Source organism: Pseudarthrobacter sp. P1, assembly GCF_050156935.1.
Lineage (GTDB): Bacteria > Actinomycetota > Actinomycetes > Actinomycetales > Micrococcaceae > Specibacter.
The window spans coordinates 787,761-811,423 of the sequence record NZ_CP189584.1 but is presented as its reverse complement, the minus strand read 5'-3'; the positions used below and the strand labels follow the sequence as shown (position 1 = coordinate 811,423).

At 67.8% G+C, this 23,663-nt stretch carries 21 protein-coding genes; 4 read left to right on the top strand and 17 right to left on the bottom strand.

Going from position 1 to position 23,663, the window contains the following annotated elements:
* Positions 1-2 precede the first annotated feature (2 nt).
* From zwf to pgl, 3 genes are read left to right on the top strand one after another with little or no spacing between them, the layout of a single operon-like run.
* Entirely contained in the window at positions 3-1,547 is a 1,545-nt protein-coding gene (zwf, locus tag ACQCSX_RS03675; RefSeq protein ID WP_427017727.1) for a glucose-6-phosphate dehydrogenase, read from the top strand.
* A complete protein-coding gene (locus ACQCSX_RS03670; protein WP_427017726.1) occupies positions 1,544-2,482 on the top strand; it encodes a glucose-6-phosphate dehydrogenase assembly protein OpcA in 939 nt (312 codons plus the stop codon). The genes zwf and ACQCSX_RS03670 overlap by 4 nt, the downstream gene beginning before the upstream one ends.
* Entirely contained in the window at positions 2,479-3,291 is an 813-nt protein-coding gene (gene pgl, locus ACQCSX_RS03665) for a 6-phosphogluconolactonase (RefSeq protein WP_427017725.1), read from the top strand. Before ACQCSX_RS03670 ends, pgl begins: the two co-directional genes overlap by 4 nt.
* Before the next feature lie 129 nt (positions 3,292-3,420).
* Here the strand turns inward: pgl and secG are convergent, their stop codons facing one another.
* The 15 genes from secG to ACQCSX_RS03590 all read right to left on the bottom strand — a co-directional run bounded on the left by secG (position 3,421) and on the right by ACQCSX_RS03590 (position 21,504).
* Complete coding sequence (secG, locus tag ACQCSX_RS03660) at positions 3,421-3,663, bottom strand: preprotein translocase subunit SecG (RefSeq protein ID WP_427017724.1); 243 nt, start codon at positions 3,661-3,663, stop codon at positions 3,421-3,423.
* Between the two features lie 59 nt (positions 3,664-3,722).
* A complete protein-coding gene (gene tpiA / locus ACQCSX_RS03655) occupies positions 3,723-4,538 on the bottom strand; it encodes a triose-phosphate isomerase (protein WP_427017723.1) in 816 nt (271 codons plus the stop codon).
* 85 nt (positions 4,539-4,623) lie between these two features.
* A complete protein-coding gene (locus tag ACQCSX_RS03650; protein WP_427017722.1) occupies positions 4,624-5,862 on the bottom strand; it encodes a phosphoglycerate kinase in 1,239 nt (412 codons plus the stop codon).
* Between the two features lie 9 nt (positions 5,863-5,871).
* A complete protein-coding gene (gene gap / locus ACQCSX_RS03645; protein ID WP_427017721.1) occupies positions 5,872-6,882 on the bottom strand; it encodes a type I glyceraldehyde-3-phosphate dehydrogenase in 1,011 nt (336 codons plus the stop codon).
* A gap of 232 nt (positions 6,883-7,114) precedes the next feature.
* On the bottom strand, positions 7,115-7,738 hold the full coding sequence (locus ACQCSX_RS03640; protein ID WP_427017720.1) for a superoxide dismutase: 624 nt from the start codon (positions 7,736-7,738) through the stop codon (positions 7,115-7,117).
* 115 nt (positions 7,739-7,853) lie between these two features.
* The gene (gene whiA, locus ACQCSX_RS03635; protein WP_427017719.1) at positions 7,854-8,834 is read right to left on the bottom strand and encodes a DNA-binding protein WhiA; all 981 of its coding nucleotides are present in this window, start codon (positions 8,832-8,834) and stop codon (positions 7,854-7,856) included.
* A 24-nt stretch (positions 8,835-8,858) separates the two neighbouring features.
* Complete coding sequence (locus tag ACQCSX_RS03630) at positions 8,859-9,863, bottom strand: gluconeogenesis factor YvcK family protein (protein WP_427017718.1); 1,005 nt, start codon at positions 9,861-9,863, stop codon at positions 8,859-8,861.
* Between the two features lie 5 nt (positions 9,864-9,868).
* Positions 9,869-10,807 (bottom strand): RNase adapter RapZ, encoded by a 939-nt coding sequence (rapZ, locus tag ACQCSX_RS03625; protein WP_427017717.1) that lies wholly within the window; start codon positions 10,805-10,807, stop codon positions 9,869-9,871.
* A gap of 73 nt (positions 10,808-10,880) precedes the next feature.
* Positions 10,881-12,851, bottom strand: a complete 1,971-nt coding sequence (gene uvrC / locus ACQCSX_RS03620; protein ID WP_427017716.1) for an excinuclease ABC subunit UvrC — start codon at positions 12,849-12,851, stop codon at positions 10,881-10,883.
* Positions 12,852-12,930: 79 nt separating this feature from the next.
* The gene (locus ACQCSX_RS03615; RefSeq protein ID WP_427017715.1) at positions 12,931-13,599 is read right to left on the bottom strand and encodes a lysophospholipid acyltransferase family protein; all 669 of its coding nucleotides are present in this window, start codon (positions 13,597-13,599) and stop codon (positions 12,931-12,933) included.
* Entirely contained in the window at positions 13,586-14,308 is a 723-nt protein-coding gene (locus tag ACQCSX_RS03610) for an HAD hydrolase-like protein (protein ID WP_427017714.1), read from the bottom strand. The genes ACQCSX_RS03615 and ACQCSX_RS03610 overlap by 14 nt, the downstream gene beginning before the upstream one ends.
* Positions 14,309-14,449: 141 nt before the next feature.
* Positions 14,450-17,335 carry an excinuclease ABC subunit UvrA gene (uvrA, locus tag ACQCSX_RS03605; protein ID WP_427017713.1) on the bottom strand — a complete coding sequence of 962 codons (2,886 nt, stop codon included), beginning with the start codon at positions 17,333-17,335 and terminating at the stop codon, positions 14,450-14,452.
* Positions 17,336-17,432: 97 nt separating this feature from the next.
* Entirely contained in the window at positions 17,433-17,834 is a 402-nt protein-coding gene (locus ACQCSX_RS03600; RefSeq protein ID WP_427017712.1) for a GntR family transcriptional regulator, read from the bottom strand.
* Positions 17,831-19,765: an ABC transporter ATP-binding protein gene (locus tag ACQCSX_RS03595; protein WP_427017711.1), complete on the bottom strand. Its 1,935-nt coding sequence runs from the start codon at positions 19,763-19,765 to the stop codon at positions 17,831-17,833. Before ACQCSX_RS03595 ends, ACQCSX_RS03600 begins: the two co-directional genes overlap by 4 nt.
* Positions 19,762-21,504, bottom strand: coding sequence for an ABC transporter ATP-binding protein (locus ACQCSX_RS03590; RefSeq protein ID WP_427017710.1), 1,743 nt, complete (start codon positions 21,502-21,504; stop codon positions 19,762-19,764). The genes ACQCSX_RS03595 and ACQCSX_RS03590 overlap by 4 nt, the downstream gene beginning before the upstream one ends.
* Positions 21,505-21,655: 151 nt before the next feature.
* Between ACQCSX_RS03590 and ACQCSX_RS03585 the strand changes: the two genes are divergently transcribed.
* Positions 21,656-22,327, top strand: coding sequence for an MBL fold metallo-hydrolase (locus tag ACQCSX_RS03585; protein ID WP_427017709.1), 672 nt, complete (start codon positions 21,656-21,658; stop codon positions 22,325-22,327).
* Between the two features lie 22 nt (positions 22,328-22,349).
* Here the strand turns inward: ACQCSX_RS03585 and ACQCSX_RS03580 are convergent, their stop codons facing one another.
* Together ACQCSX_RS03580 and ACQCSX_RS03575 are read right to left on the bottom strand one after the other, a co-directional pair.
* Positions 22,350-22,727, bottom strand: a complete 378-nt coding sequence (locus ACQCSX_RS03580) for a hypothetical protein (protein ID WP_427017708.1) — start codon at positions 22,725-22,727, stop codon at positions 22,350-22,352.
* Positions 22,728-22,834: 107 nt separating this feature from the next.
* Positions 22,835-23,626 (bottom strand): trans-aconitate 2-methyltransferase, encoded by a 792-nt coding sequence (locus ACQCSX_RS03575; protein WP_427017707.1) that lies wholly within the window; start codon positions 23,624-23,626, stop codon positions 22,835-22,837.
* Positions 23,627-23,663: the final 37 nt, after the last annotated feature.

Here is a 23,663-nt window from a genome sequence, read left to right as displayed (position 1 = left end):
CCATGCCAGATTCCGACGCAAACAAGCGTACAAACCCGCTCCGGGACGGCCGGGACCGCCGGCTGTCCCGGGTGGCGGGCCCGTCGTCGCTGGTCCTTTTCGGCGTCACGGGAGACCTCTCGCGCAAGAAGCTGATGCCGGCCGTCTACGACCTGGCCAACCGCGGCCTGCTGCCGCCCAGCTTTGCGCTGGTGGGCTTCGCCCGCCGGCAGTGGGCGGACCAGGACTTCGCGGCCGAGGTCAAGGAGGCCGTCATGGCCCATTGCCGCACCCCCTTTGACGAAAAGGTCTGGGCGCAGCTGGCCGAGGGCATCCGTTTTGTCCAGGGCGAGTTCGACGACGATGCGGCGTTCGAGCGGCTCAAGGCGACCATCGAGGCGCTCGACGAGCAGCGCGGCACGCGCGGCAACCACGCCTTCTACCTCTCCATCCCGCCGAAGGCCTTTGAACTGGTCTGCAAGCAGCTCTCCGAGCACGGGCTGGCACAGGCCGATGGCACCAGCTGGCGCCGTGTGGTCATCGAGAAGCCGTTCGGGCACAACCTCGAATCGGCCCGGGCGCTGAACGACATTGTCGAATCCGTCTTCCCGCCGGATTCGGTGTTCCGCATCGACCACTACCTGGGCAAGGAAACGGTGCAGAACATTCTGGCACTGCGCTTTGCCAACCAGTTCTTCGAGCCGCTGTGGAACGCCAACTACGTGGACCACGTGCAGATCACCATGGCCGAGGACATCGGCACCGGCGGCCGCGCCGGCTACTACGACGGCGTGGGTGCGGCCCGCGACGTCATCCAGAACCACCTGCTCCAACTGCTGGCCCTGACCGCGATGGAGGAGCCCATCTCCTTCAACGCCGAGGACCTGCGGGCGGAGAAGGAAAAGGTGCTGGCAGCCGTCAAGCTGCCGGCGGATTTGTCCACGCATTCGGCCCGCGGCCAGTTCGGCGGCGGCTGGCAAGGTGGCGAGCAGGTGCTGGGGTACCTTCAGGAAGAGGGCATTCCGGCCGATTCCACCACCGAGACCTATGCGGCCGTCCGCCTGGACATCAACACCCGGCGCTGGTCCGGCGTGCCGTTCTACCTGCGCGCGGGCAAACGCCTGGGCCGGCGCGTGACGGAGATCGCCGTCGTCTTCAAGCGTGCCCCCAACCTGCTCTTCACGGACCACAACGAAGATGACTTCGGCCAGAACGCCGTCGTCATCCGCGTCCAGCCGGACGAGGGTGTCACCATCCGCTTCGGCTCCAAGGTCCCGGGCACGCAGATGGAGGTCCGCGACGTCACGATGGACTTCGGCTACGGCCATGCCTTCACCGAGTCCAGCCCCGAGGCCTACGAGCGGCTGATCCTGGATGTGCTCCTGGGCGAGCCGCCGCTGTTCCCGCGCCACCAGGAGGTGGAGCTGTCCTGGAAGATCCTTGACCCGTTCGAGGAATTCTGGGCGGCGGAGGGCGTGCAGCCCGAGTCCTACGCACCCGGCAGCTGGGGCCCGGCCTCGGCCGATGAACTGCTCACCCGCGATGGAAGGACCTGGCGAAGGCCGTGATTATTGATCTCCCAAGCACTACAACCTCCAAGGTCACCAAGAAGATCGTCACCTTGCGTGAGCAGGGCGGGGTGGTCACGCTGGGCCGTGTGCTGACCCTGGTGGTCATTACCAAGGCCGGCTTTGAGGAGGAGGCCATTGCGGCCGCCAACCTGGCCAGCCGCGAACACCCCTGCCGCATCATTGTGCTGGCGGAGGGCAGCGCCCAGGAGCCCACCCGGCTCGATGGGCAAATCCGCGTGGGCGGGGACGCCGGTGCCTCCGAGGTCATCGTGCTGCGCGGCTACGGCGAGCTGGCCACCGAGAGCGAGTCCCTCGTCTCGGCCCTGCTGCTGCCCGATGCGCCGATCGTGGCCTGGTGGCCGCACGGGGTGCCGGAGTCCGCGAGCACCTCCTCGATCGGTCGCATTGCGCACCGCCGGATCACGGACTCGGCCAACGAGCCCAGCCCGCGCGAGGCGCTCCAGCACATTGGTGCCACCTACACCGGCGGCGACAGCGACCTGGCCTGGACCCGCCTGACCAATTGGCGGATCCAGCTGGCGGCCGTCTTCGACCAGCTGGACGAGGAACCGGTCACCCGGATCACTGTCGAGGGTGCCACGGACTCTCCCAGCACCTTGCTGCTGGCGTCCTGGCTGCACCAGGCCCTGGGTGCGCCGATCACCGTGGTGGAGGATCCCTCCGGCACGGGCATCCGCCGCGTCGTCTTGGAGCGGGTTGGGGGCAATGTCGAGCTGCACCGTCCCGGAGCCAGCGAGGCCGTGCTGACCCAGCCCGGCCAGCCGCAGCAGCGCATTGCGCTGCCGCGCCGTTCGCTGCAGGATTGTTTGGCCGAGGAGCTGCGCCGGTTGGACCCGGACGAGGTCTTCGGCGAAGTCATCACCACCGGCCTGGCCCGTCTGCTGGCCGAGGAAGAGGTAGTCCCCGCATGAGTGGCAATGTGCGCATCACCCTCCACCCGTCCTTTGAGGTCCTGGCGGCCACCACGGCCGCCCGGCTGATCACCAGGCTGCTGGATGTCCAGAGCGAACGCGGCGAGGCCACGGTGGTGCTCACCGGCGGCAGTGTCGGCATTGCCACGCTCAGGGCCGTGGCCGAGTCCCCGGCGCGGTTGGCCGTGGACTGGGCCAAGGTCAACTTCTGGTGGGGTGACGACCGTTTTGTGGCCCACGATTCCCCGGACCGCAATGCCCGCCAGGCTGCCGAGGCACTGCTGGACCACATCGACGTCGACCCCGCCAGGGTCCACGCGATGAAGCCCTCCGATGCCGGCATGGATCTGGAGCAGGCCACCGCCGACTATGCGGCCGAGCTTGCCGCTGCGGCCTTGGCAGAGCACCTGGCCAGCGATGACCACGACGGCGACGCCGGGGTGCCGACGCTCCCCCGCTTTGATGTGCTGCTGCTGGGCCTGGGGCCCGACGCGCACATTGCCTCGCTCTTCCCGGAGATGGCGGGGATCCGCACCAAGGACGCGGCGGTGGTGGCGGTGACCAGCTCGCCCAAGCCGCCGCCCGAGCGCGTCTCGCTGAGCCTGCCCACCATCAACTCCGCCCAGGAGATTTGGCTGGTGGCTGCCGGCAGCGACAAGGCCGGTGCCGTGGCGCTGGCCTTGGCCGGGGCCAGCGAGGTGCAGGTCCCCGCTGCGGGCGCCCGGGGCAGGAACAAGACGCTTTGGCTGGTGGACGGCGACGCCGCCGCCAAGGTGCCCGGCAAGCTGATGGCACGCCAGGACAACTAGTCCCCGGTCGCTCCCGCGGCTCGCAAGCTCGCTGTGGGTCCCTCGCGACCGTGGGCCCCACAGCACAAACAGAAGGACCCGGCCCTGCGGAGAAATCCGCGGGGCCGGGTCCTTCTGTTTGTCGCTATGTCAGCTGTAGGCCATGATCAGGCCGAGGCCCACGATCACCGCACCCCAGGTGATGCCCAGCACCACCGTGAAGCGGTTAAGGTTGCGTTCGGCCACGCCGGAGGATCCCAAGCTCGAGCTCATGCCGCCGCCGAACATGTCGGACAGGCCGCCACCGCGTCCCTTGTGCAGGAGGATGAGCAGGGTCAGCAGCAAGCTGGTGACGCCCAGCAGGATCTGCAGAGCGATTTGGAGAGCTTCCACAACGGCCTTTCAGCAGGAACAAATGGTAGGAGGGATGGTGCAAACCAGCCAGGGCCAGCCTAGCCGGTTACCAGGTGGTTTTCGAACCGGGCGATGTTTGCGAACTCGGCCGCGTCAAGGCTCGCGCCGCCCACCAGGACGCCGTCGACGTCGCGCTGGCCCAGGATGGCTGCGGCGTTGGAGGCCTTCACGGAGCCACCGTAGAGCAGGCGGGTCTTGGCGGCGGTCTCGGCGTCGAACAGCACTGCCAGTTCGGCTCGGATGGCGGCACACATTTCCTGTGCGTCCTCAGGTCCGGCCACCTCGCCGGTGCCGATGGCCCAGACGGGCTCGTAGGCGATGACCAAGGCGGCTGCCTCTTCTGCGCTGAGGCCCTCGACGCCGCCGCGGACCTGGGCCAGCGTGTGCTCAACGTGGGTGCCGGCCTGGCGGATGTCCAGGCCCTCCCCGGCGCACAGGATCGGGGTGACCCCGTGGCGGAAGGCGGCCTTGACCTTGCGGTTGAGCAGCTCATCGCTTTCGCCGTGGATGCTGCGGCGCTCACTGTGGCCCACCAGTACGTAGGCGCAGCCCAGCTTGGACAGGAAGGCACCGGAGATGTCGCCGGTGTACGCGCCGGAGTCCTCCGGGGACAGGTCCTGGCCACCGTAGACGAGCTTGAGCTTGTCGCCGGCCACCAGCGTCTGGACACCCCGCAGGTCGGTGAACGGCGGGAACACCGCCACCTCAACCCGGCCAAAGTCGTGGCGGGCGTCGGACAGGGTCCAGGCCAGCTTCTGCAGCAGGGTGATGCCCTGGACATGGTCCATGTTCATCTTCCAGTTGCCGGCGATCAGCGGCGCCCGGTCAAAGGTTCCGTTGGTTGAGGTAGTCATTGCTCTCTCCAGAATCACAAGGGGTAGACAAAAGAAAAGGGTCCGGCAGCCGGCCAGTGGCCGGCCGCCGGAGGGTATGTGCGGCTTAGCGTGCGAGGGCGGTCAGCCCGGGAAGGTCCTTGCCTTCAAGGAATTCCAGGCTTGCACCGCCACCGGTGGAGATGTGGCTAAACTCGCCGTCGGCAAAGCCCAGGGTGCGCACGGCCGCGGCGGAGTCGCCGCCGCCCACCACCGTGAACGCGCCGGACGCGGTGGCCTCGGCCAGGGCACGGGCCACGGCCCGGGTTCCCTCGGCGAACGCCGGGAACTCGAACACGCCCATCGGGCCGTTCCAGAACACTGTCTTGGCGCCGCGGATGGCCTCGGAAAACGCCGCGCCGCTCTCGGGTCCGATGTCCAGGCCCAGGCCGCTGGCACCAAAGCTGCTGCCCTCGATGTCGGCGGCCGGCACCACTTCGTGGTCGGCGTCGGCGGCGAAACCGCTGGCCACGACCACATCGGTGGGGAGCACAAAGGTGGTTCCGGCTGCCTCGGCGCGGGCCAGGTAGTCCTTGACCACGGGAATCTGGTCTACCTCGAGCAGCGAGGCGCCCACGGCGTGGCCCTGGGCCGCCAGGAAGGTGAACAGCATGCCGCCGCCGACCAGGATGGTGTCGGCCTTGCCGAGCAGGTTGTCGATCACAGCCAGCTTGTCCGAAACCTTGGACCCGCCCAGCACCACCACATAGGGACGGGTGGTGTCCGTGGTGAGTTTGTTCAGGACCTCCAGCTCGGTGCGCACCAGGTCGCCCTGGTACGACGGCAGCGCCTGGGCGATGTCGTAGACCGAGGCGTGCTTGCGGTGCACGGCGCCGAAGGCGTCATCCACATACGCGCCCGTGCCGCCGGTCAGGGCGGCCAGCTCGGCCGCCATGGCCGCGCGCTGGGCGTCGTCCTTGCTGGTTTCACGGGCGTCGAAGCGCACGTTCTCCAGCACGACGACGGCGCCGTCGGCCAGGCTGGCGGCCAGGGCCTGGGCCGATTCGCCCGTGGTGTCCGCGGCCAAGGTGATTTCCAGCTCCGGAGCCAGCTCGGCCATGCGCGCCACGGCCGGAGCCAGCGAGTACTTTGCGTCGGGGGTGCCCTTGGGACGGCCCAGGTGTGCTGACACCAGCACCTTCGCACCGGCGTTGGCCAGGGCGGAGATGACGGGGAGGGAGGCCTTGATGCGGCCGTCGTCAGTCACTGTAGAGCCGTCGAGCGGCACGTTCAGATCACTACGGATAAGAACGTGCCGCCCGCGGACTCCATCAGCGATGAGTTCGTTGAGGGTGTGTAAGGTCATATGTTCAGCCTAGCCCAGCTTGGAGGCAACGAGCTCGGTGAGGTCCACGAGGCGGTTGGAGTAGCCCCATTCGTTGTCATACCAGGACACAACCTTGACCTGGTTGCCGATGACCTTGGTCAGCCCGGCGTCGAAGATCGAGGAGGACGGGTCCGTGACGATGTCCGAGGACACGATCGGGTCCTCGGTGTAGGTCAGGTAGCCGGCCAGCTTGCCTTCGGCGGCGGCAGCCTTGTAGGCGGCGTTGACTTCGGCAACGGTGACCTCGCGGCTGAGCGTGGCGGTCAGGTCGGTGGCGGAGCCGGTGGGGACGGGAACGCGGATGGCGAAGCCGTCCAGCTTGCCCTTGAGCTCCGGCAGGACCAGGCCGATGGCCTTGGCGGCACCGGTGGAGGTCGGAACCATGTTGATCGCGGCGGCACGGGCACGGCGGAGGTCGCTGTGCGGGCCGTCCTGCAGGTTCTGGTCGGCGGTGTAGGCGTGGATGGTGGTCATCAGGCCACGCTCCAGGCCGAAGCTGTCGTTCAGGACCTTGGCCAGCGGGCCCAGGCAGTTGGTGGTGCAGGAGGCGTTGGAGATGATGTTGTGTGCGGCCGGGTCGTAGAGCTCGTCGTTGACACCCATCACGATGGTGATGTCCTCGTTGGAGGCGGGTGCGGAGATCAGGACCTTCTTGGCACCGGCGTCGATGTGCTTCTGGGCATCGGCAGCCTTGGTGAAGAAGCCGGTGGACTCGACCACGATGTCAACACCCAGCTCGCCCCAGGGGAGGTTGGCGGGATCGCGCTCGGCGAGGACCTTGATGGTCTTGCCGTTGACAACCAGGTTGCCGTCGACAACCTCAACGGTTGCCTTCAGGCGGCCGGTGACGGAGTCGTACTTCAGCAGGTGGGCCAGCGTCTCGGGGCTGGTGAGGTCGTTCACGGCAACGATTTCCAGATCGGCCTGCTGCTCCAGTGCGGCGCGGAAGTAGTTGCGGCCGATGCGGCCGAAGCCGTTGATACCAATACGAGTTGTCACTTGTTATATCTCCTCGGTGTTATTGCAAACACACATAGTCCAGTCGGAGCGCGATACTCCGGCTCAGGGTTTCCCGCACGACATTGGGCAGAGATTTCTTACAAAAGGGGATGCGGTGCTCCGCAGTCGAGGCTGCTAGGGCCGGATCCCGTGATCTATCTTACGTTTAGCGTAGTCCGCCCCGGCAAATGTCGGGGCGGACGTCCACATATTGGGCACTTGCCCGGAACTGCTAGAGGATGATGAGGCCCGTAGCGTTGGTGCGTGCGCCGTCGAAGCGCTGGGCAACATCGGCCCAGTTGACGATGTTCCAGAAGGCCTTGACGTAGTCGGCCTTGACGTTGACGTAGTCCAGGTAGAAGGCGTGCTCCCACATGTCCAGCATCAGCAGCGGGGTGGTGCCCACGGCCACGTTGCCCTGCTGGTCGTAGAGCTGCTCGATGAGCAGGTTTCCGCCGATGGGCTCGTAGGCCAGGAAGGCCCAGCCGGAGCCCTGCAGGCCCAGGGCCGCCGCGGTGAACTGCGCGCGGAAGGCGTCGAAGGAGCCAAAGGCGTCATCGATGGCCGCGGCCAGCTCGCCCACGGGCTTGTCGCCGCCGTCCGGGGAGAGGTTGTTCCAGAAGACCGAGTGGTTGATGTGGCCGCCGGTGTGGAAGGCAAGGTCCTTCGAGAGGCGGTTGATGTTGGCGAAATCGCCCTTGTCGCGCGCCTCGGCCAGCTGGGCCAGGGCGTTGTTGGCACCGGCCACGTACGCCGCATGGTGCTTGCTGTGGTGCAGCTCCATGATGCGGGCGGAGATGTTGGGCTCCAGCGCCGCATAGTCGTAGGGCAATTCGGGAAGTGTGTACTCGGTCACGGTTCCTCCGTAGCTGTTCTTTTTCCATGGCAAATCATTTGTTCAACAATTCACCCAACCCGGGATGGCCCGGGGTTATTTCAACTCTTTCATACTAGGCCTTTGTGGTGCGGCTTTATTCTTCGAGCATCTCCAGCGTCACGCTGGATTCGGTGGACGGAATTCCCAAATCCATGGCCCGCTTGTCCGCCATCGCCAGCAGCCGGCGGATGCGCCCGGCAATGGCGTCCTTGGTCATGGGCGGATCGGCCAGCCGGCCCAGCTCGTCCAGGCTGGCCTGCTTGTGCGCCACGCGCAGCTGGCCGGCGTACTTGAGGTGGTCGGGGACGTCGTCGCCGAGGATCTCCAGGGCCCGGTCCACCCGGGCGCCGGCGGCGACGGCGGCCTGGGCCGAGCGGCGCAGGTTGGCGTCGTCGAAGTTTGCCAACCGGTTGGCGGTGGCGCGGACCTCCTTGCGCATCCGGCGCTCCTCCCAGACCAGCAGGGCCTCGTGGGCGCCCATCCGGGTCAGCAGTGCGGCAATGGTGTCCCCATCGCGGATGACCACGCGGTCCACGCCGCGCACCTCGCGCGCCTTGGCGGAAATGTCCAGCCGGCGCGCGGCCCCCACCAGCGCCAGCGCGGCCTCCGGTCCGGGGCAGGTGACCTCCAGCGCGGAGGAGCGGCCGGGTTCGGTGAGCGATCCGTGGGCCAGGAAGGCACCGCGCCAGACGGCCTCGGCGTCGGATGCCGAGCCGTTGACCACCACGGAGGGCAGCCCGCGCACGGGGCGGCCGCGCGCGTCGAGCAGCCCGGTCTGGCGGGCCAGCGCCTCGCCCTCGCGGACCACGCGGACCACATAGCGGTTGCCGCGCCGCAGGCCGCCGCCGGAGACCACAATGATCTCGCTCTGGTGCCCGTAGATCTCGGCGATGGCGGCACGCAGCCGGCGGGCGGTTGAGGCCAGGTCCACCTCGGCCTCAATGACGATGCGGCCGGAAATGATGTGCAGTCCCCCGGCAAAACGCAGCATGGAGGAAACCTCGGCCTTGCGCACGGAGGACTTCTTGATGTCCAGCCTGGATAGTTCCTCTTTGACCGCGGCAGTCAGTGCCATGATGCGATCCTCGCTCTCCGTGCGCTAGTTGTCCCCAAAGATGTCCCGATATGCCGCGGCCAGCCGCAGCGGATCATGCACTGCGGTCCCACCGGACCCACCAACTGTACCCAAAACCACCTCGGCGCCGATCATCGCAGCTGCCTCGCGGAACTGCGCGACGTCGGTGATGCTGCTCGGATCCGCCAGCACCACATCGACGCCGAACTCCGGCGCATAGCGCGAAATCACCCGCAGGTGGTCCGCGGCGCTCATGCCGGTGGTTTCCTTGTCGTTGAGGTCAAGGTTCATCGTGAGGCAGCGTTTGGCCTTGGTGGTGCTCAGTGCCGTGCGCAGCTGCGGCAGCAAAAGGTGCGGCAGCACGGAGGTGTACCAGGAGCCCGGACCCAGGACCACCCAATCGGCCTCGGCCACCGCGGCCAGGGCCTCGGGACAGGCCGGGGCGTCGGGCGGCAGCAGGTGCACGTTCTCCACCGTTCCCTGCAGCGCCAGTGTGGCCTGGCCGCGGATGGTGCGGCGGGTGTCCTCCCCCGCTGCGTTGTGCTGGCGCACCTGGCCCTCGATCGTGAGCGGGACGCTGGCCATCGGCAGCACCGTGCCTCGGGCGCCCAGCAGGGCGCCAGCCCACTGCAGCCCGGCCACCGTATCGCCGAGCAGCTCCCAGAGCGTGACAATGAGCAGGTTGCCCATCGCGTGGTTGTCCAGCGAGCCGCCCGCCCCACCCTTGGAGGTGAAGCGGTGCTGCATGACATCGCGCCAGGTGCGGCCCCAGTCGGTGTCGTCGCACAAAGCGGCCAGGGCCATCCGCAGGTCCCCCGGCGGCAGGACGCCCAGTTCCTCGCGCAGGCGCCCGGAGGAGCCGCCGTCGTCGGCCACCGTCACCACGGCGGTGAGCTCGGAGGTGATCAGCCGCAGCGCCGACAGCGAGGCCGCCAGCCCGTGCCCGCCGCCCAGTGCTGTCACACGCAGGTCGGAGCCCGCAGAGGTCCGGCTGTGCAGCGGGACCTGGGGCAGAATGCCGGTGTACAACGCGGCTACTCCCGGCCCAGATCGCGGTGGCGGGTGCTCACGGTGACCCGCGGCAGCTCGCTGAGCCGCTTGGCCAGTTCCACGGCCACGGCCACGGAGCGGTGCTTGCCGCCGGTGCAGCCGACGGCAATGGTGGCGTAGTGCTTGTTTTCGCGGCGGTAGCCGTCCAGCACGGGCTCCAGGGCGTGCACGTAGCGGTCCACAAAGTCCGCGGCGTTGTTGTGCTTGAGCACGAAGTCGCTGACATCGGCGTCGAGCCCGGTGTGCGGGCGCAGCTGCGGCACCCAGTGCGGGTTGGGGATGAACCTGACGTCGGCCACGTAGTTGGCGTCCACGGGCAGCCCGTACTTGAAGCCGAAGCTCATCACGTTCAGGCGCAGCACCACCGGGCCGGACTCGGTGAAGAGCTCCGTGACGGCGGAGCCGAGCTCGTGCACGTTCAGGATGGACGTGTCCAGCACCATCTCGGACTGTTCCTTCATTTCCGCCAGCAGCGCGCGCTCGGCGGCAATGCCGTCCAGGATTCGGCCGTTGCCCTGCAGCGGGTGCGGGCGCCGGCCCTGCTCAAAACGGCGCACCAGTGTCTCGTCGTTGGCGTCCAGGAACAGCACCCGGAAGGTGACGCCGCTGGCGGAGAGGGCGTTGAGCGAGTCGCGGATGTCGGCAAAGAGCGCCTTGCCGCGGACGTCGACGACGACTGCCAGCTTGGGCAGGGCCTCCGGCATGCGGGAGACCAGATCGGCCAGCGTGCCGAGCATTTGCGGGGGAAGGTTCTCCACCACGTACCAGCCGTGGTCCTCCAGGGCGTTGGCGGCCGTGCTGCGGCCCGCGCCGGACATGCCGGTCACCACCAATAGCTCCGATTCCACGGGCTTGACCGCAGTCAATTCCGTCCCGCTGTTCTCCCCGGTGCCGCCGGCCGGCGCCTTGTCCTGCTCCGTCATCAACGCATCCCATCCATAGCTTGCGTGCTGCCTTCCAATACCTCCTCCAGCCTAGCTGTTATTGGGCACAGAGCTAAGAATCGAGGATCTCGCCGGTGGCGGTGTTGATGGCCGGCCCCGGTCCGGCCCCGTCCGGCGGGTGCAGCGCGGCATGGACGGCGGCCGCCAGCACGGGGCCGATGCCCTTCACCGAGGCGAGCTCTTCCGGTGTAGCGCCCCTGAGCTTCTTGACCGAGCCGAAATTCTCCAGCAGGGCGCGGCTCTTGGCCGTGCCGAGTCCGGGGACGGCATCCAAGGCTGACTCCGTCATGGATTTTCCGCGCTTTTGCCGGTGGAAGGTGATGGCGAAGCGGTGGGCCTCGTCGCGGATGCGCTGGAGCAGGTACAGGCCCTGGGAGGTGCGCGGCAGGATCACCGGGAAATCGTCCTCGGGCAGCCAGACCTCCTCGAGCCGCTTGGCCAGGCCCACTACCGGCATGTCCACGATGCCCAAGTCCGCCAGCGCCCGCGAGGCGGCGGCCACCTGCGGCGGGCCGCCGTCGACGACGACGAGGTTGGGCGGGTAGGCGAACTTGGCCCGGGGCGCCTCGGCCCCTTCCACGGCGGCTTCGATGGCGCCGGAGGCGGCCGCGGGCTTGGCCGCCTGCTCGGCGAGGTAGTGCCGAAAGCGCCGGCTGATGACGTCGTACATGGAGGCCGTGTCGTCGACGGCGGCGTCGCCGGTGATGGCGAACTTGCGGTATTCGCTCTTTTTCGCGATGCCATCCTCCACCACCACCATCGAGGCGACGACATTGGTCCCCTGGACGTGGGAGATGTCATAGCATTCGATCCGCAGCAGCGGCAGCGGCAGGTCCAGGGCCTCCTGGAGCTCGCGAAGGGCCAGCGACCGGGCGGTGATGTCCCCGGCCCGGCGGGACTTGTGCAGCTTCATGGACTGCTCGGCATTGGCGCGCACCGTCTCCATCAGGGCTGCCTTGTCCCCGCGCTGGGGCACCTTGATGGCCACCTTGGCCCCGCGGAGCCCGCCCAGCCATTCGGCCAGCTGCTCGGCGTTGGCCGGGCGGTCGGGCACCAGGATCTGCGGGGGAATGTCGTCCTGCTCGCGCTCCTTGTCCCCGTACACCTGCTGCAGCAGATGCTCCACCAGCTCCTCCTGGGTGGAGTCCTCCACCTTTTCCACCACCCAGCCGCGCTGGCCGCGGATCCGGCCGGCCCGGACATGGAACACCTGCACGGCGGCCTCGAGATCGTCCTGGTGCACGGCAAAGATGTCGGCATTGGTGTCCTCGGCCAGCACCACGGCATTGCGCTCAAAGACCTTTTTCAAGGCGCTGATGTCGTCCCGGTACCTGGCGGCGTTCTCGTAGTCCAGCTCCGCCACGGCCCCGGCCATCTGCTTCTCCAGCTTGGTGATGAAGCGCTTGGCCTCCCCGCCCATGAAATCGCAGAACTCCTCCGCCAGGGCCCGGTGCTCCTCCTCAGTCACCCGGCCCACACAGGGCGCGGCGCATTTGTCGATGTAGCCGAGCAGGCAGGGGCGCCCGCTCGCCTGGGCGCGCTTGAGCACGCCGGGGCTGCAGGTGCGCACCGGGAAGACGCGTAGCAGGGTGTCCACCGTCTCGCGGATGGCGCCGGCGGTGTAGGGGCCGAAGTAGCGGGTGCCCTTGCGCCGTTCGCCGCGCATCACCTGGACGCGGGGGAACTTTTCCGACATGGACACCGCCAGGTACGGGTACGTCTTGTCGTCGCGGAAGGCCAGGTTGTAGCGCGGCGTGAATTCCTTGATCCAGGTGTATTCCAGCTGCAGCGCCTCCAGCTCGCTGCCCACGATGGTCCACTGGACGCTGGCGGCGGCGTGCACCATGGCATAGGTCTTGGGCAGCAGCGTGGCCGGATTGGCAAAGTAGGAGTTCAGGCGCTGCCGGAGGTTCTTGGCCTTGCCCACGTAGATGACACGGCCGTGCGGGTCCCGGAACCTGTAGACGCCGGGATCGGTTGGAATTTCGCCCGGCTGCGGCCGGTAGCTTGCTGGGTCTGCCACGATCCCATTCTGCCACTGGCACGGGGTGCCGGCGGGCAAGGAGGCCGGCCACAGCGGGGCCGTGCTGCCCGGCCGCCCGTCAGTCCAGCGAGGGGCTCTGGTTGTAGCTGCCGGCGCGCTCCTGGCCGGAGAGCTGGGCAATGGCGTCCATGATGGTGTCGGTGACAGCGCGGCGGGCCGGCAGCGAATGGTCCGGGCCGGTTTTGTCGAAGTACAGGGGGGCACCGATCTTCATGGTGAAGTGCTGCGGGCGGATGCCGTTCTTGTCGGCCGGCTGCAGCTTCTCGGTGCCGATCAGGCCCACCGGCAGCACCGGGGCCCCGGTGGTCAGGGCCAGCCAGCCCACTCCGGTGCGGCCGCGGTAGAGCAGCCCGTCGCGGGATCGGGTGCCCTCCGGGTAGATGCCGATGCCCTCGTTCTTGGCCAGGATGTCCAGCAGGGTCTTGAGGGCCTGGACGCTGGCGGCCTGCTCCCCGCGCTCGACCGGAATGGACTTCACCGACTCGAAGAAGGTCTTCATGAGCTTGCCCTTGAGGCCCTTGGTGGTGAAGTACTCCGCCTTGGCAAAGAAGGACACCGGGCGCGGCATCAGGGCCTGGACAATGACGCTGTCCAGGAAGGAGCGGTGGTTCGGCGCCACGATGAACGGCCCGTCGGCGGGGACATTCTCCAGGCCTTCGAGGGTGGGCCTGCAGAGTCCGAAGATGGTGCCGCGGGTCAGGCTGCGGGTGAGGTCATAGAGTGCCATGCGCGGTCTCCTTCAACGGGACAGGAAGGGAAAGCTGCGCCAGCAGTTCGGGCGCGGAATGGACGACGGCGGTGGCGCCGGCCGCCTCGAGCTCGCCGGGGGCGGCGAAGCCCCAGGCGACACCGATGCAGCCCAGCTGGTTGGCCGCGGCTCCGTGGACGTCATGGGACCTGTCGCCCACCATGACGGCCGGCGCGGCACCGGGGCGCTCCAGCCCCAGGCCGGCCAGGGCCGCGGCGATGATTTCCGCCTTGCCGCTGCGGTAGCCGGCATCGCCGGGCCGCAGCGTCTCGTCGTCGGGCGAACCGGCAATGGTGCCAAAGAACCCGTCCAGACCGTGGTGGGCCAGCACCGTGCGGGCCAGCGTCTGCGGCTTCTGGGTGGCCACGGCCAGCGGCACCGACGCGCTCTGCAGTCCGGCCAGCAGTTCCGCCATCCCGGGGTAGACCCGGGACATGGCAATGCCGTGCTCTGCATACCACTGCCGGTAGATGGCGATCAGTTCCGGGATCTGGTGCTCCTGCGCCTCGGTGAGCGCGGCGAGGGAATCGGAGAGCTTGGGGCCGACCATGGAGGCGAGCACGTCCGCGGGCGGGACGGGCAGGCCGAGGACGGAGAGGGCATGGGAGACGCCGCCGGTGATGCCCCCGGCCGGATCGACAAGGGTGCCGTCCAGGTCGAAGAGGACGGCGGGGGCAGCATTATTCACCCGCTCAGTTTCCCACAATCTGCACCGCACCCCGGACAAGCATGCCCCTTGCGGCATACTGGGAACCGCGGGAGCGACTGGTGGGCCCACGCCCGCAGGGTTCCCTAACCGAGCGAAGCGAGGTTAGGGGGCGGGTGGGGATCAGCCGGCGGCCGCTGCTTCGAGCACCTCGCGGAGGAACACGGCGGTGTAGCTGTCCGGGGACTTGGCCACCATCTCCGGCGTGCCGAAGGCAATGATCTGGCCGCCGCCCGAGCCGCCGTCGGGACCCAGGTCCACCAGCCAGTCGGCGCTCTTGATCACATCCAGGTTGTGCTCGATGACGATCACCGTGTTGCCCTTGTCCACCAGCCCCTGCAGGACCAGCAGCAGCTTGCGGATGTCCTCGAAGTGCAGGCCCGTGGTGGGCTCGTCCAGCACATAAACGCTCCGGCCGTTGGAGCGCTTCTGCAACTCCGCGGCGAGCTTCACGCGCTGGGCCTCGCCGCCGGAGAGCGTCGTAGAGGCCTGGCCCAGGCGGACGTAGCCCAGGCCGACGTCGACCAGGGTGCGCAGGTGCCGGGCGATGGGGGTGAAGGCGGCGAAGAACTCCGCGCCCTCCTCGATGGGCATGTTGAGCACGTCGGCGATGGACTTGCCCTTGTAGTGCACCTCCAGCGTCTCCCGGTTGTAGCGGGCGCCATGGCAGACCTCGCAGGGGACATAGACGTCCGGCAGGAAGTTCATCTCGATCTTCAGCGTGCCGTCGCCCGAGCAGGCCTCGCAGCGCCCGCCCTTGACATTGAAGGAGAACCGGCCGGGCTGGTAGCCGCGGACCTTGGCCTCGTTGGTCTCGGCAAAGAGCTTGCGGATGTTGTCAAAGACGCCGGTGTAGGTGGCCGGGTTGGAGCGCGGCGTGCGCCCGATGGGGCTCTGGTCGACGTGGACCACCTTGTCCAGGTGCTCCAGGCCGTCCACCCGCAGATGCCGCCCGGCCACCTGGCGGGCGCCGTTGAGCTTGTTGGCCAGCACCTTGTACAGGATTTCGTTGACCAGCGTGGACTTGCCGGAGCCGCTCACGCCCGTGACGGCGGTGAACAGGCCCAGCGGGAACGTGGCGTCCACGTTGCGCAGGTTGTTTTCCTTCGCGCCCACCACCGTGAGCTGGCGCTTCTTGTCGTACTTGCGCCGCTTGGCCGGGATGGCAATCTGCTTGCGGCCGGAGAGGTAGTCGCCGGTGAGCGAGGCCCGGTTGGCGAGCAGGTCCTTGTACGAGCCGGAGTGCACCACCATGCCGCCGTGCTCCCCCGCGCCCGGTCCGATGTCCACGATCCAGTCCGCCTCCTGGATGGTGTCCTCGTCGTGCTCCACCACAATGAGCGTGTTGCCGAGGTCGCGCAGCCGGGTCAGGGTCCCGATCAGCCGGCGGTTGTCGCGCTGGTGCAGCCCGATCGAGGGCTCGTCCAGCACGTACAGTACACCCACCAGGCCGGAGCCGATCTGGGTGGCCAGGCGGATGCGCTGGGCCTCGCCGCCGGAGAGCGTGGCGGAGGCCCGCTCCAGGTTCAGGTATTCCAGCCCCACGTCCAGCAGGAACTTCAGCCGGGCCTGGATCTCCTTGAGCACCTGGCTGGCGATCTGCGCCTCGCGCCCGGTGAGCACCAGGGTGGAGAGGAAGTCGAAGCAGTCGCGCATGGGCAGTGCGGAGACCTGGGCAATGGATTTGTCGTTGATCAGCACCGACAGCGAGGCCGGGTTCAGCCGGGCGCCGCCGCAGGCCGGGCACGGGATCTGGCGCATGTACTCTTCGTACCTGTCGCGGGCGGTGTCGGACTCCGTCTCCACGTGCTTGCGCTGGATGTACTGCACGGCACCCTCAAAGCCGGTGCTGTACTTGCGTTCGCGGCCAAAGCGGTTCTTGTACTGGACCACCACCTTGTGGTCCTTGCCGTACAGGATCGCCTGGCGCGACTCGGCCGAGAGCTTGGCCCAGGGATCCGCCAGCGAGAAGCCGAGCTCATCGGCCAGGCCATCCAGCAGCCGGTTCCAGTATTCGGTGGTGGCGGTGCCCAGCGACCACGGGGCGATGGCCCCCTCGGCCAGCGAGAGCCCGGGGTTGGGGACCACCAGTTCCTCGTCCACCTCCAGCTTGGTGCCGATGCCCGAGCAGGCCTGGCAGGCGCCGAAGGGGTTGTTGAAGGAGAAGGAGCGCGGCTCGATCTCATCGATGGCCAGCGGGTGCTCGTTGGGGCAGGCGAGGTTCTCCGAGAAGGAGCGGATGCGCCCGGCGTCGTCGGCGTCCAGATCCACCAGCTCGGCCAGGACCCGGCCCTCGGCCAGCACCAGCGCGGTTTCCACGGAATCGGTGAGGCGCTGCTGGATGCCCTCCTTGACCACCAGGCGGTCCACCACCACCTCGATGGTGTGCTTGACCTGCTTTTTCAGCAGGGGCGGATCGGAGAGCTGGATCTGCTCGCCGTCGACCTTGGCGCGGGAGTAGCCCTTGGCGCTGAGCTCCTTGAACAGGTCCACGAACTCGCCCTTGCGCGCACGCACCACCGGGGCCAGCACCTGGAAGCGGGTGCCCTCGGCCATTTCCAGCAGCTGGTCCACGATCTGCTGCGGCGTCTGCCGGGTGACGGGCTCCCCGCAGACGGGGCAGTGCGGACGGCCCACGCGTGCCCAGAGCAGGCGCATGTAGTCGTAGATCTCCGTGATGGTGCCCACCGTGGAGCGCGGGTTCTTGGAGGTGGATTTCTGGTCGATCGACACCGCCGGGGACAGACCCTCGATGAAGTCCACGTCCGGCTTGTCGACCTGGCCCAGGAACTGGCGGGCATAGGCGGAGAGCGATTCCACATAGCGGCGCTGGCCCTCGGCAAAGATGGTGTCAAAGGCCAGCGAGGACTTGCCGGAGCCGGACAGGCCGGTGAAGACGATCATGGCGTCCCGCGGCAGGTCCAGGTCCACATTGCGCAGGTTGTGCTCGCGGGCACCCTTGACTATCAAGCGGGAAAGATCCGGTTTGGACACGGAAGACTGGGGCATTATTTCCCTTGCAGGAGACGGGTCGGCAACGATGGACACGCCTTCTATGGTAATCGAAAGTTCGTTCGAATGTCAGTGGTTTGTGGTGCGCGGCACGCTAGCGCTGGGCGGCCCGTTCGACGGCGGCGCGGACCATGTCCAGGGCCTTGGAGAGGGGAACGCCGTGCCGGAGCACGACGGCGGCGAACTCGCTGGCCGCGGCGGCGACGGCCGCGGCCATGGCATCCCCGGAGGCCGCCACCACCGTGCCGGCGCGGCCCTGGGTGCTGACAATCCCGGCCGCCTCAAGTTCCTTGTACGCCTTGGCCACGGTGTTCACGGCCAGGCCCAGCTGCGCCGCCAGCGCGCGCACGGAGGGCAGCTTGGCGCCCACCACCAGCTTGCCCGAGGACGCCAGATCGGTGATCCGCAGCTTGAGCTGTTCAAACACGGGCACCATGGAGGCCGCATCGGGCCGCCAGGACTTCAGGATCACTTGTTCCGCCGTCGTCGGATTCATACAGTTGCCTGCTCTTCCACCATGGGGTCGCCAAATTGGGACATGTACAGATCATGGTAGAAGCCGCCGGCCGCCAGCAGTGCATCGTGCGTGCCCTGTTCCACGATGCGGCCGTGGTCCATGACCAGGATCAGGTCCGCGTCGCGGATGGTGGAGAGTCGGTGGGCAATCACAAAACTGGTGCGCGACTCGCGCAGCCTGTTCATCGCCTGGCGGATCAGCACCTCGGTGCGGGTGTCCACCGAACTGGTGGCCTCGTCCAGGATCAGGATGCCGGGTTCGGCCACCCAGGCCCGGGCGATGGTCATCAGCTGGCGCTGCCCCTGGCTCAGCCCGCCGCCGTCGTCCCCCAGCACCGTGTCATAGCCCTCGGGCAGGGCGCGGACAAAGTGGTCCACGTGCGTCGCCTCGGCGGCGGCCACGATCTCCGCCTCCGTGGCGTCCAGGCGGCCGTAGGCCAGGTTCTCGCGGATGGTTCCGCCAAACAGCCAGGCATCCTGGAGCACCATGCCAAAGCGCCGGCGCACGTCGTCGCGCGTCATCACGGCGGTGTCCACGCCGTCGATGGTGATCTTGCCGGAATCGATGTCGTAGAAGCGCATCAGCAGGTTCACCAGTGTGGTCTTGCCGGCGCCGGTGGGGCCCACGATGGCCACCGTCTCCCCCGGTTCGGCCGCCAGCGACAGGTTCTGGATCAGCGGCTCGTCGGCCTTGTAGCTGAACGAGACGTCCTCGAAGACCACCCGCCCCACGGTGCGGCCCAGCACCGCGGCCGGCTGGCGGTCCGGCGGCTGCTCCTCGCCGTCGAGCAGTTCAAAGACGCGCTCGGCGGAGGCGACGCCGGACTGCAGCAGGTTGACCATGCCGCCGATCTGGGCCAGCGGCTGGCTGAACTGGCGCGAGTACTGGATGAACGCCTGCACCGACCCGATGGTGAGCAGGCCCGAGGCCACCTGCAGGCCGCCCACCACCGCCACGATGACGTAGTTGAGGTTGGCGATGAAGTTCATGCTGGGCATGATGATGCCGGAGATGAACTGGGCCTTGGCGCTGGAGGTGTAGAGCGCGTCATTGGAGACGTTGAACTTCTCGATGGCCGCCCGCTGCTGGCCAAAGGCCTTGACAATCTCGTGCCCGGTGAACATCTCCTCGACATGCCCGTTGAGCTCGCCGGTGGTCTTCCACTGCAGCATGAACTGCACCCGGGACCGCTTCGCGATCACCACAGTGATGACCGCCAGCAGCGGCACCGTGGCCAGGGCGATGGCGCCCAGCATCGGGGAGATGGAGAACATCATGGCCAGCACGCCGATGACCGTCAGCGAGGAGACCAGCAGCTGGGTCAGCGTCTGGTTCAGGGTCTGGGCAAAGTTGTCGATGTCATTGGTGACCTTGGAGAGCACATCGCCGCGGGACTGTTCCTGGAAGTGCCCCATGGGCAGCCGGTCCAGTTTCTCCTCGATCGCCCGGCGCAGCTTGTACATGGCCCGCTGGACGATGCCGGCGGTGATGTAGCCCTGGGCCCAGTTGAAGAAGAAGGCCACGACGTACAGCCCCAGCACCACCGCCAGCACCTGGCCCAGCGCCGTGAGGTCCAGCCCCTGGCCGGGCACCGCGTCCATGCCGCTGAGCATGTCGGCGATCTGGCCCTGCCCGGCGGCGCGCAGCGCGGCCACGGCCGCCTCCTTGGTGGTGCCGGGCGGGAACTTGCCGGCCAGCATCTGGCCGACGACGCCGTTGAAGATGATGTCGGTGGCGTGCCCCAGGATCTTCGGGGCCAGCACGGACAGGCCCACCGACACCGCCGCGAGCACCACCACCCAGATCATCCGGAGCCGGTCCGGCGCCATCATGCGCAGGATGCGCTTCACGCTGGGTCCGAACGCCATGGCCTTTTGCTGCGGGGGTCCGCCCCGTCCCATCATGCTCATGCCGCGTACTCCTGGTCTTCATCGGTCATCTGCGAGGTGACGATCTCGCGGTAGGTTTCGCAGCCCTCCATCAGGGTGCCGTGCGTGCCCTGGCCCACCAGCTTGCCCTCGTCCAGCACCAGGATGTTGTCCGCGTGCATGATGGTGCTCACCCGCTGGGCCACCACCAGCACCGTCGCATCCCGGGTCACGGGTTTGAGCGCGGCGCGCAGCCGGGCATCGGTGGCGAAGTCCAGTGCGGAGAAGCTGTCGTCAAAGAGGTAGATGGACGGGGCGCTCACCACCGCCCGGGCAATGCACAGGCGCTGGCGCTGGCCGCCGGAAACGTTGCTGCCGCCCTGGTCGATGTGCGCATCCAGCCCCGCCGGCATGTCCCGGACGAAATCCGCGGCCTGGGCTATCTCCAGGGCCCGCCACAACTCGGCGTCGGTGGCGTCGGGATTGCCCATCCGCAGGTTGGTGGCCACGGTGCCAGAGAACAGGTAGGCCTTCTGCGGCACCAGCCCGACGGCGGAACGCAGCGACGCCAGCGAGAGCGAGGCGGCGTCGTGGCCGTCCACCTCGATCCTGCCCTCGGAGCGGTCCAGCAGCCGGGGAATGAGGTTGAGCAGCGTGGTCTTGCCGCTGCCGGTGGAGCCGATGATCGCCGTTGTCGTCCCCGGCCGGGCGGCAAAACTGAGTCCGGAAACCACCGGCGCCTCGGCGCCCGGGTAGCTGAAGGAGACACCGGAGAATTCGAGCGTGCCGCCGAGCGCGTCCACGTGGGTGGCATCCGGGGCGTCCTGCACGCTGGGCACGGTGTCCAGCACGGCCTGGATGCGCTCGGCGCTGACGGCCGCGCGCGGAATCATCATGAACATGAACATCGCCATCATCACCGACATCAGGATCTGCATGATGTAGCTCAGGAAGGCGGTGAGTGAACCGATCTGCATGTCGCCGGCGTCGATCCGCTGGCCGCCGAACCAGAGCACGCCCACGCTGGTGGCGTTGACCAGCAGGAAGATGGTGGGGAACATCAGCGAGAGCAGCCGGCCGGCCCGCAGCTGGGTGGCGGTCAGGTCCGCGTTGGCCGCATCGAAGCGTTCCGCCTCAAAGTCGCGGCGGACGAAGGCCCGGATCACGCTGATGCCCATGATCTGCTCGCGCAGCACGGAGTTGATCTTGTCCAGCTGCTTCTGGCCCTTGCGGAAGGTGGGGACCAGCTTGCGCACGATCAGCGCGATGGCCACCACCAGCAGCGGCAGCACCACCAGCAGCAGCGCCGAGAGCGGCACGTCCTGGGCCAGCGCCAGCGCAATGCCGCCGACGCACATGATGGGGGCCATCACCATCATGGTGAAGCTCGTCAGCGTCAGCATCTGCACCTGCTGGACGTCGTTGGTGGTGCGGGTGATCAGCGACGGCGCCCCGAAGGTGCCCACCTCCTGCGCGGAGAAGGTCTCCACCGTGGCGAAGAGCTCGGCACGGATCTGCCGGCCCACCTGCATCGCCAAGCGGGCGCTGAGGAAGGTCGCGGCGACGGCGCACAGCACCTGGCCGGCGGTGATGGCCAGCATCCAGCCGCCCAGGGAGAAGATGGTGCCGGTGTCGCCCTTGACCACGCCGTCGTCGATGATGTCGGCGTTCAGCGTGGGCAGGTACAGCGTGGCCACCGTGGACAGCAGCTGCAGGACGACGATAAGCACCAGGGGCACCTTGTGTGGCGCCAGGTTCCGGGAGATGAGTTTCAGCAGCACAGGTCCTCCAACGGACCCGGCCGCGGCCCGCATGCTTATTTGAACTGGGCCGGCTGGGCCCACTTGCACAATCAGTGCCAACCTACTCCCCGCAGCCTGAAAATGTCAGGACCTTTTCCTGTGGGCGAACGGGGGTCATAGACTTGCCCGCATGGACAGCGAACTTCTCACCTCGGGCCCAGTGGCCATCCGGCGCATCAGCGTCAGCGCCATGGACAACAACGTCTACCTCCTCACCTCCCGGCGGACAGGCATCCAGGTGCTCATCGATGCCGCCGACGATGCGCCGGCCATTGCGGCCCTGCTGGCCGACGGCGCGAAGGACCTGTACCCGGCAGCCACGGCAGCAGGGGTTGTGCCCGGGCTGACCCTGGTGGTGACCACCCACTCGCATTGGGACCACGTGCGGGCGCTGGCCGACGTCGTCGCCGCCACCGGCGCGCGGACGGCGGCCGGAACCGCGGATGCGGCCGCCATCGACGTGCCCACGGATGTGCCCCTGGACGACGGCGACATTGGCACTTTCGACGACTTTGAGCTGGAGGCGATCGAACTGCGCGGCCACACGCCCGGCTCGGTGGCGCTGCTCTACCGGGCTCCGGGCGGCCCGGCCCACCTCTTCACCGGAGACTCGCTGTTCCCCGGCGGCGTGGGCAACACCGAGAAGGATCCCAAACGGTTCACCCAGCTGTACAACGACGTCGTCGAGCGGGTGTTTGGCGAGCTGCCGGACAATACCATCGTCCACCCCGGCCACGGCGCCGGCACCACACTGGGCGCCGAGCGGCCGCACCTGGCCGAATGGCGCGCCCGCGGCTGGTAGCCCGTTGCCGCGGGACTGCGCGTCAGTCTCCGCCGTGGATCAACCGGTGCTTGGCATTCCAGTCATCGAGCTCTTCGACCGTCTTGCCGATGCCTGAATAGCGTTCGAGGTGGGCCGCCGGGTTGTCCAGGGCCTGGCGCCACTGCTCCCGGGTCTTCTGGGGTGCGGCCTCGAAATCCGCCGGCGTGGCGCTGGTGATCTGGGAGATGCGGCCGGCGCTTCTGCCGGTCAACGTCGCCAGCAACGCCTGTTTGACACCGAACTGGGCGGCGGCGGCAACGGCGTCCCGTTCGAATTGCTCGACGTCGGCAAGCTGGCGCGCCAGCGCATTCCGGTGGCGGGCCAGCATCCAGACGTAGGATGCCAAGGCTTCTTGGTCTTGGGTGAGTTTCTTGGGCATAACCAAAGTGTAGACCAGTGAAGTTTCTTTACTAATGTAAATATTATTGCAATCACTAAACAAGTGTTAGCGGCCTGGCCGGCACGCCCCACCGGCCGGGCACCGGGCTAGTGCTTGCGCCCCACCATAAAGATGCGCCGGAACGGGAAGATGGTGCCGTCCGGGCCGGGCGGATAGGCCGCATCCAGTGCCCGGGCGTACTCCTCCTCGAAGGCCTCGCCCTCCGCGGTGTCCAGGGCGGCCATCACCGGCCGCAGCGCCGTGCCGCGCACCCACTCCAGCACGGGCCGCGCCCCCGCCAGCAGCTGGTAGAAGGTGCTCTCCCAGACGTCTGTCTCGCAACCCGCGTGCAGCAGCAGCTGCTGGTACTGGCCGGCGTCCCACACGGCGTCCTCGTGCCGCAGCACGCCCGCCAGCGCCGTGGACCAGCGGGCCGACTCGGCGAGCTGGCGCATCAGCACGTGCGAGGGCGAATCGAAGTTCCCCGGCACCTGGACAGCCAGCCAGGCCCCCGGCTCCAGTGCCGCCAGCCAGTGCCTCATTAGGTCCTGGTGGCCCGGCACCCATTGCAGGGCCGCATTGGAGACCACCACATCCGTGCCGGGCTCCGGCATCCAGGCGGCGATGTCGGCATGTTCAAAGGACAGGTTGGCGGGCTTGCCGGCGATGGAATTGGCCGCGTCGACCATCTCCGCCGAGCTGTCCACACCCACCACCTGGGCATCGGGCCAGCGCCGCGCGAGGGCCGCCGTCAGCGTCCCGGGCCCGCAGCCCAGGTCCACCACGCGGCGTGGCGCCGGCGCTTTGATCCGGCCGGTCAGATCAAAGAAGGGCCGGTCGCGGTAGCTGCCGAATTCAACGTACTTGGCCGGATCCCAGATCACACGTTGGCTGTCCATGGCGTTATCCTGCCACAGCCAAAAGGCCAGTAGGCTT

Coding starts and splice junctions, on each gene's coding strand:
- zwf (WP_427017727.1), top strand. CDS start 3: ATGCCAGATTCCGACGCAAACAAGCGTACAAACCCGCTCCGGGACGGC.
- pgl (WP_427017725.1), top strand. CDS start 2,479: ATGAGTGGCAATGTGCGCATCACCCTCCACCCGTCCTTTGAGGTCCTG.
- tpiA (WP_427017723.1), bottom strand. CDS start 4,538: ATGACTACCTCAACCAACGGAACCTTTGACCGGGCGCCGCTGATCGCC.
- ACQCSX_RS03650 (WP_427017722.1), bottom strand. CDS start 5,862: ATGACCTTACACACCCTCAACGAACTCATCGCTGATGGAGTCCGCGGG.
- whiA (WP_427017719.1), bottom strand. CDS start 8,834: ATGGCACTGACTGCCGCGGTCAAAGAGGAACTATCCAGGCTGGACATC.
- rapZ (WP_427017717.1), bottom strand. CDS start 10,807: ATGACGGAGCAGGACAAGGCGCCGGCCGGCGGCACCGGGGAGAACAGC.
- ACQCSX_RS03615 (WP_427017715.1), bottom strand. CDS start 13,599: ATGGCACTCTATGACCTCACCCGCAGCCTGACCCGCGGCACCATCTTC.
- uvrA (WP_427017713.1), bottom strand. CDS start 17,335: ATGCCCCAGTCTTCCGTGTCCAAACCGGATCTTTCCCGCTTGATAGTC.
- ACQCSX_RS03600 (WP_427017712.1), bottom strand. CDS start 17,834: ATGAATCCGACGACGGCGGAACAAGTGATCCTGAAGTCCTGGCGGCCC.
- ACQCSX_RS03595 (WP_427017711.1), bottom strand. CDS start 19,765: ATGAGCATGATGGGACGGGGCGGACCCCCGCAGCAAAAGGCCATGGCG.
- ACQCSX_RS03585 (WP_427017709.1), top strand. CDS start 21,656: ATGGACAGCGAACTTCTCACCTCGGGCCCAGTGGCCATCCGGCGCATC.
- ACQCSX_RS03580 (WP_427017708.1), bottom strand. CDS start 22,727: ATGCCCAAGAAACTCACCCAAGACCAAGAAGCCTTGGCATCCTACGTC.
- ACQCSX_RS03575 (WP_427017707.1), bottom strand. CDS start 23,626: ATGGACAGCCAACGTGTGATCTGGGATCCGGCCAAGTACGTTGAATTC.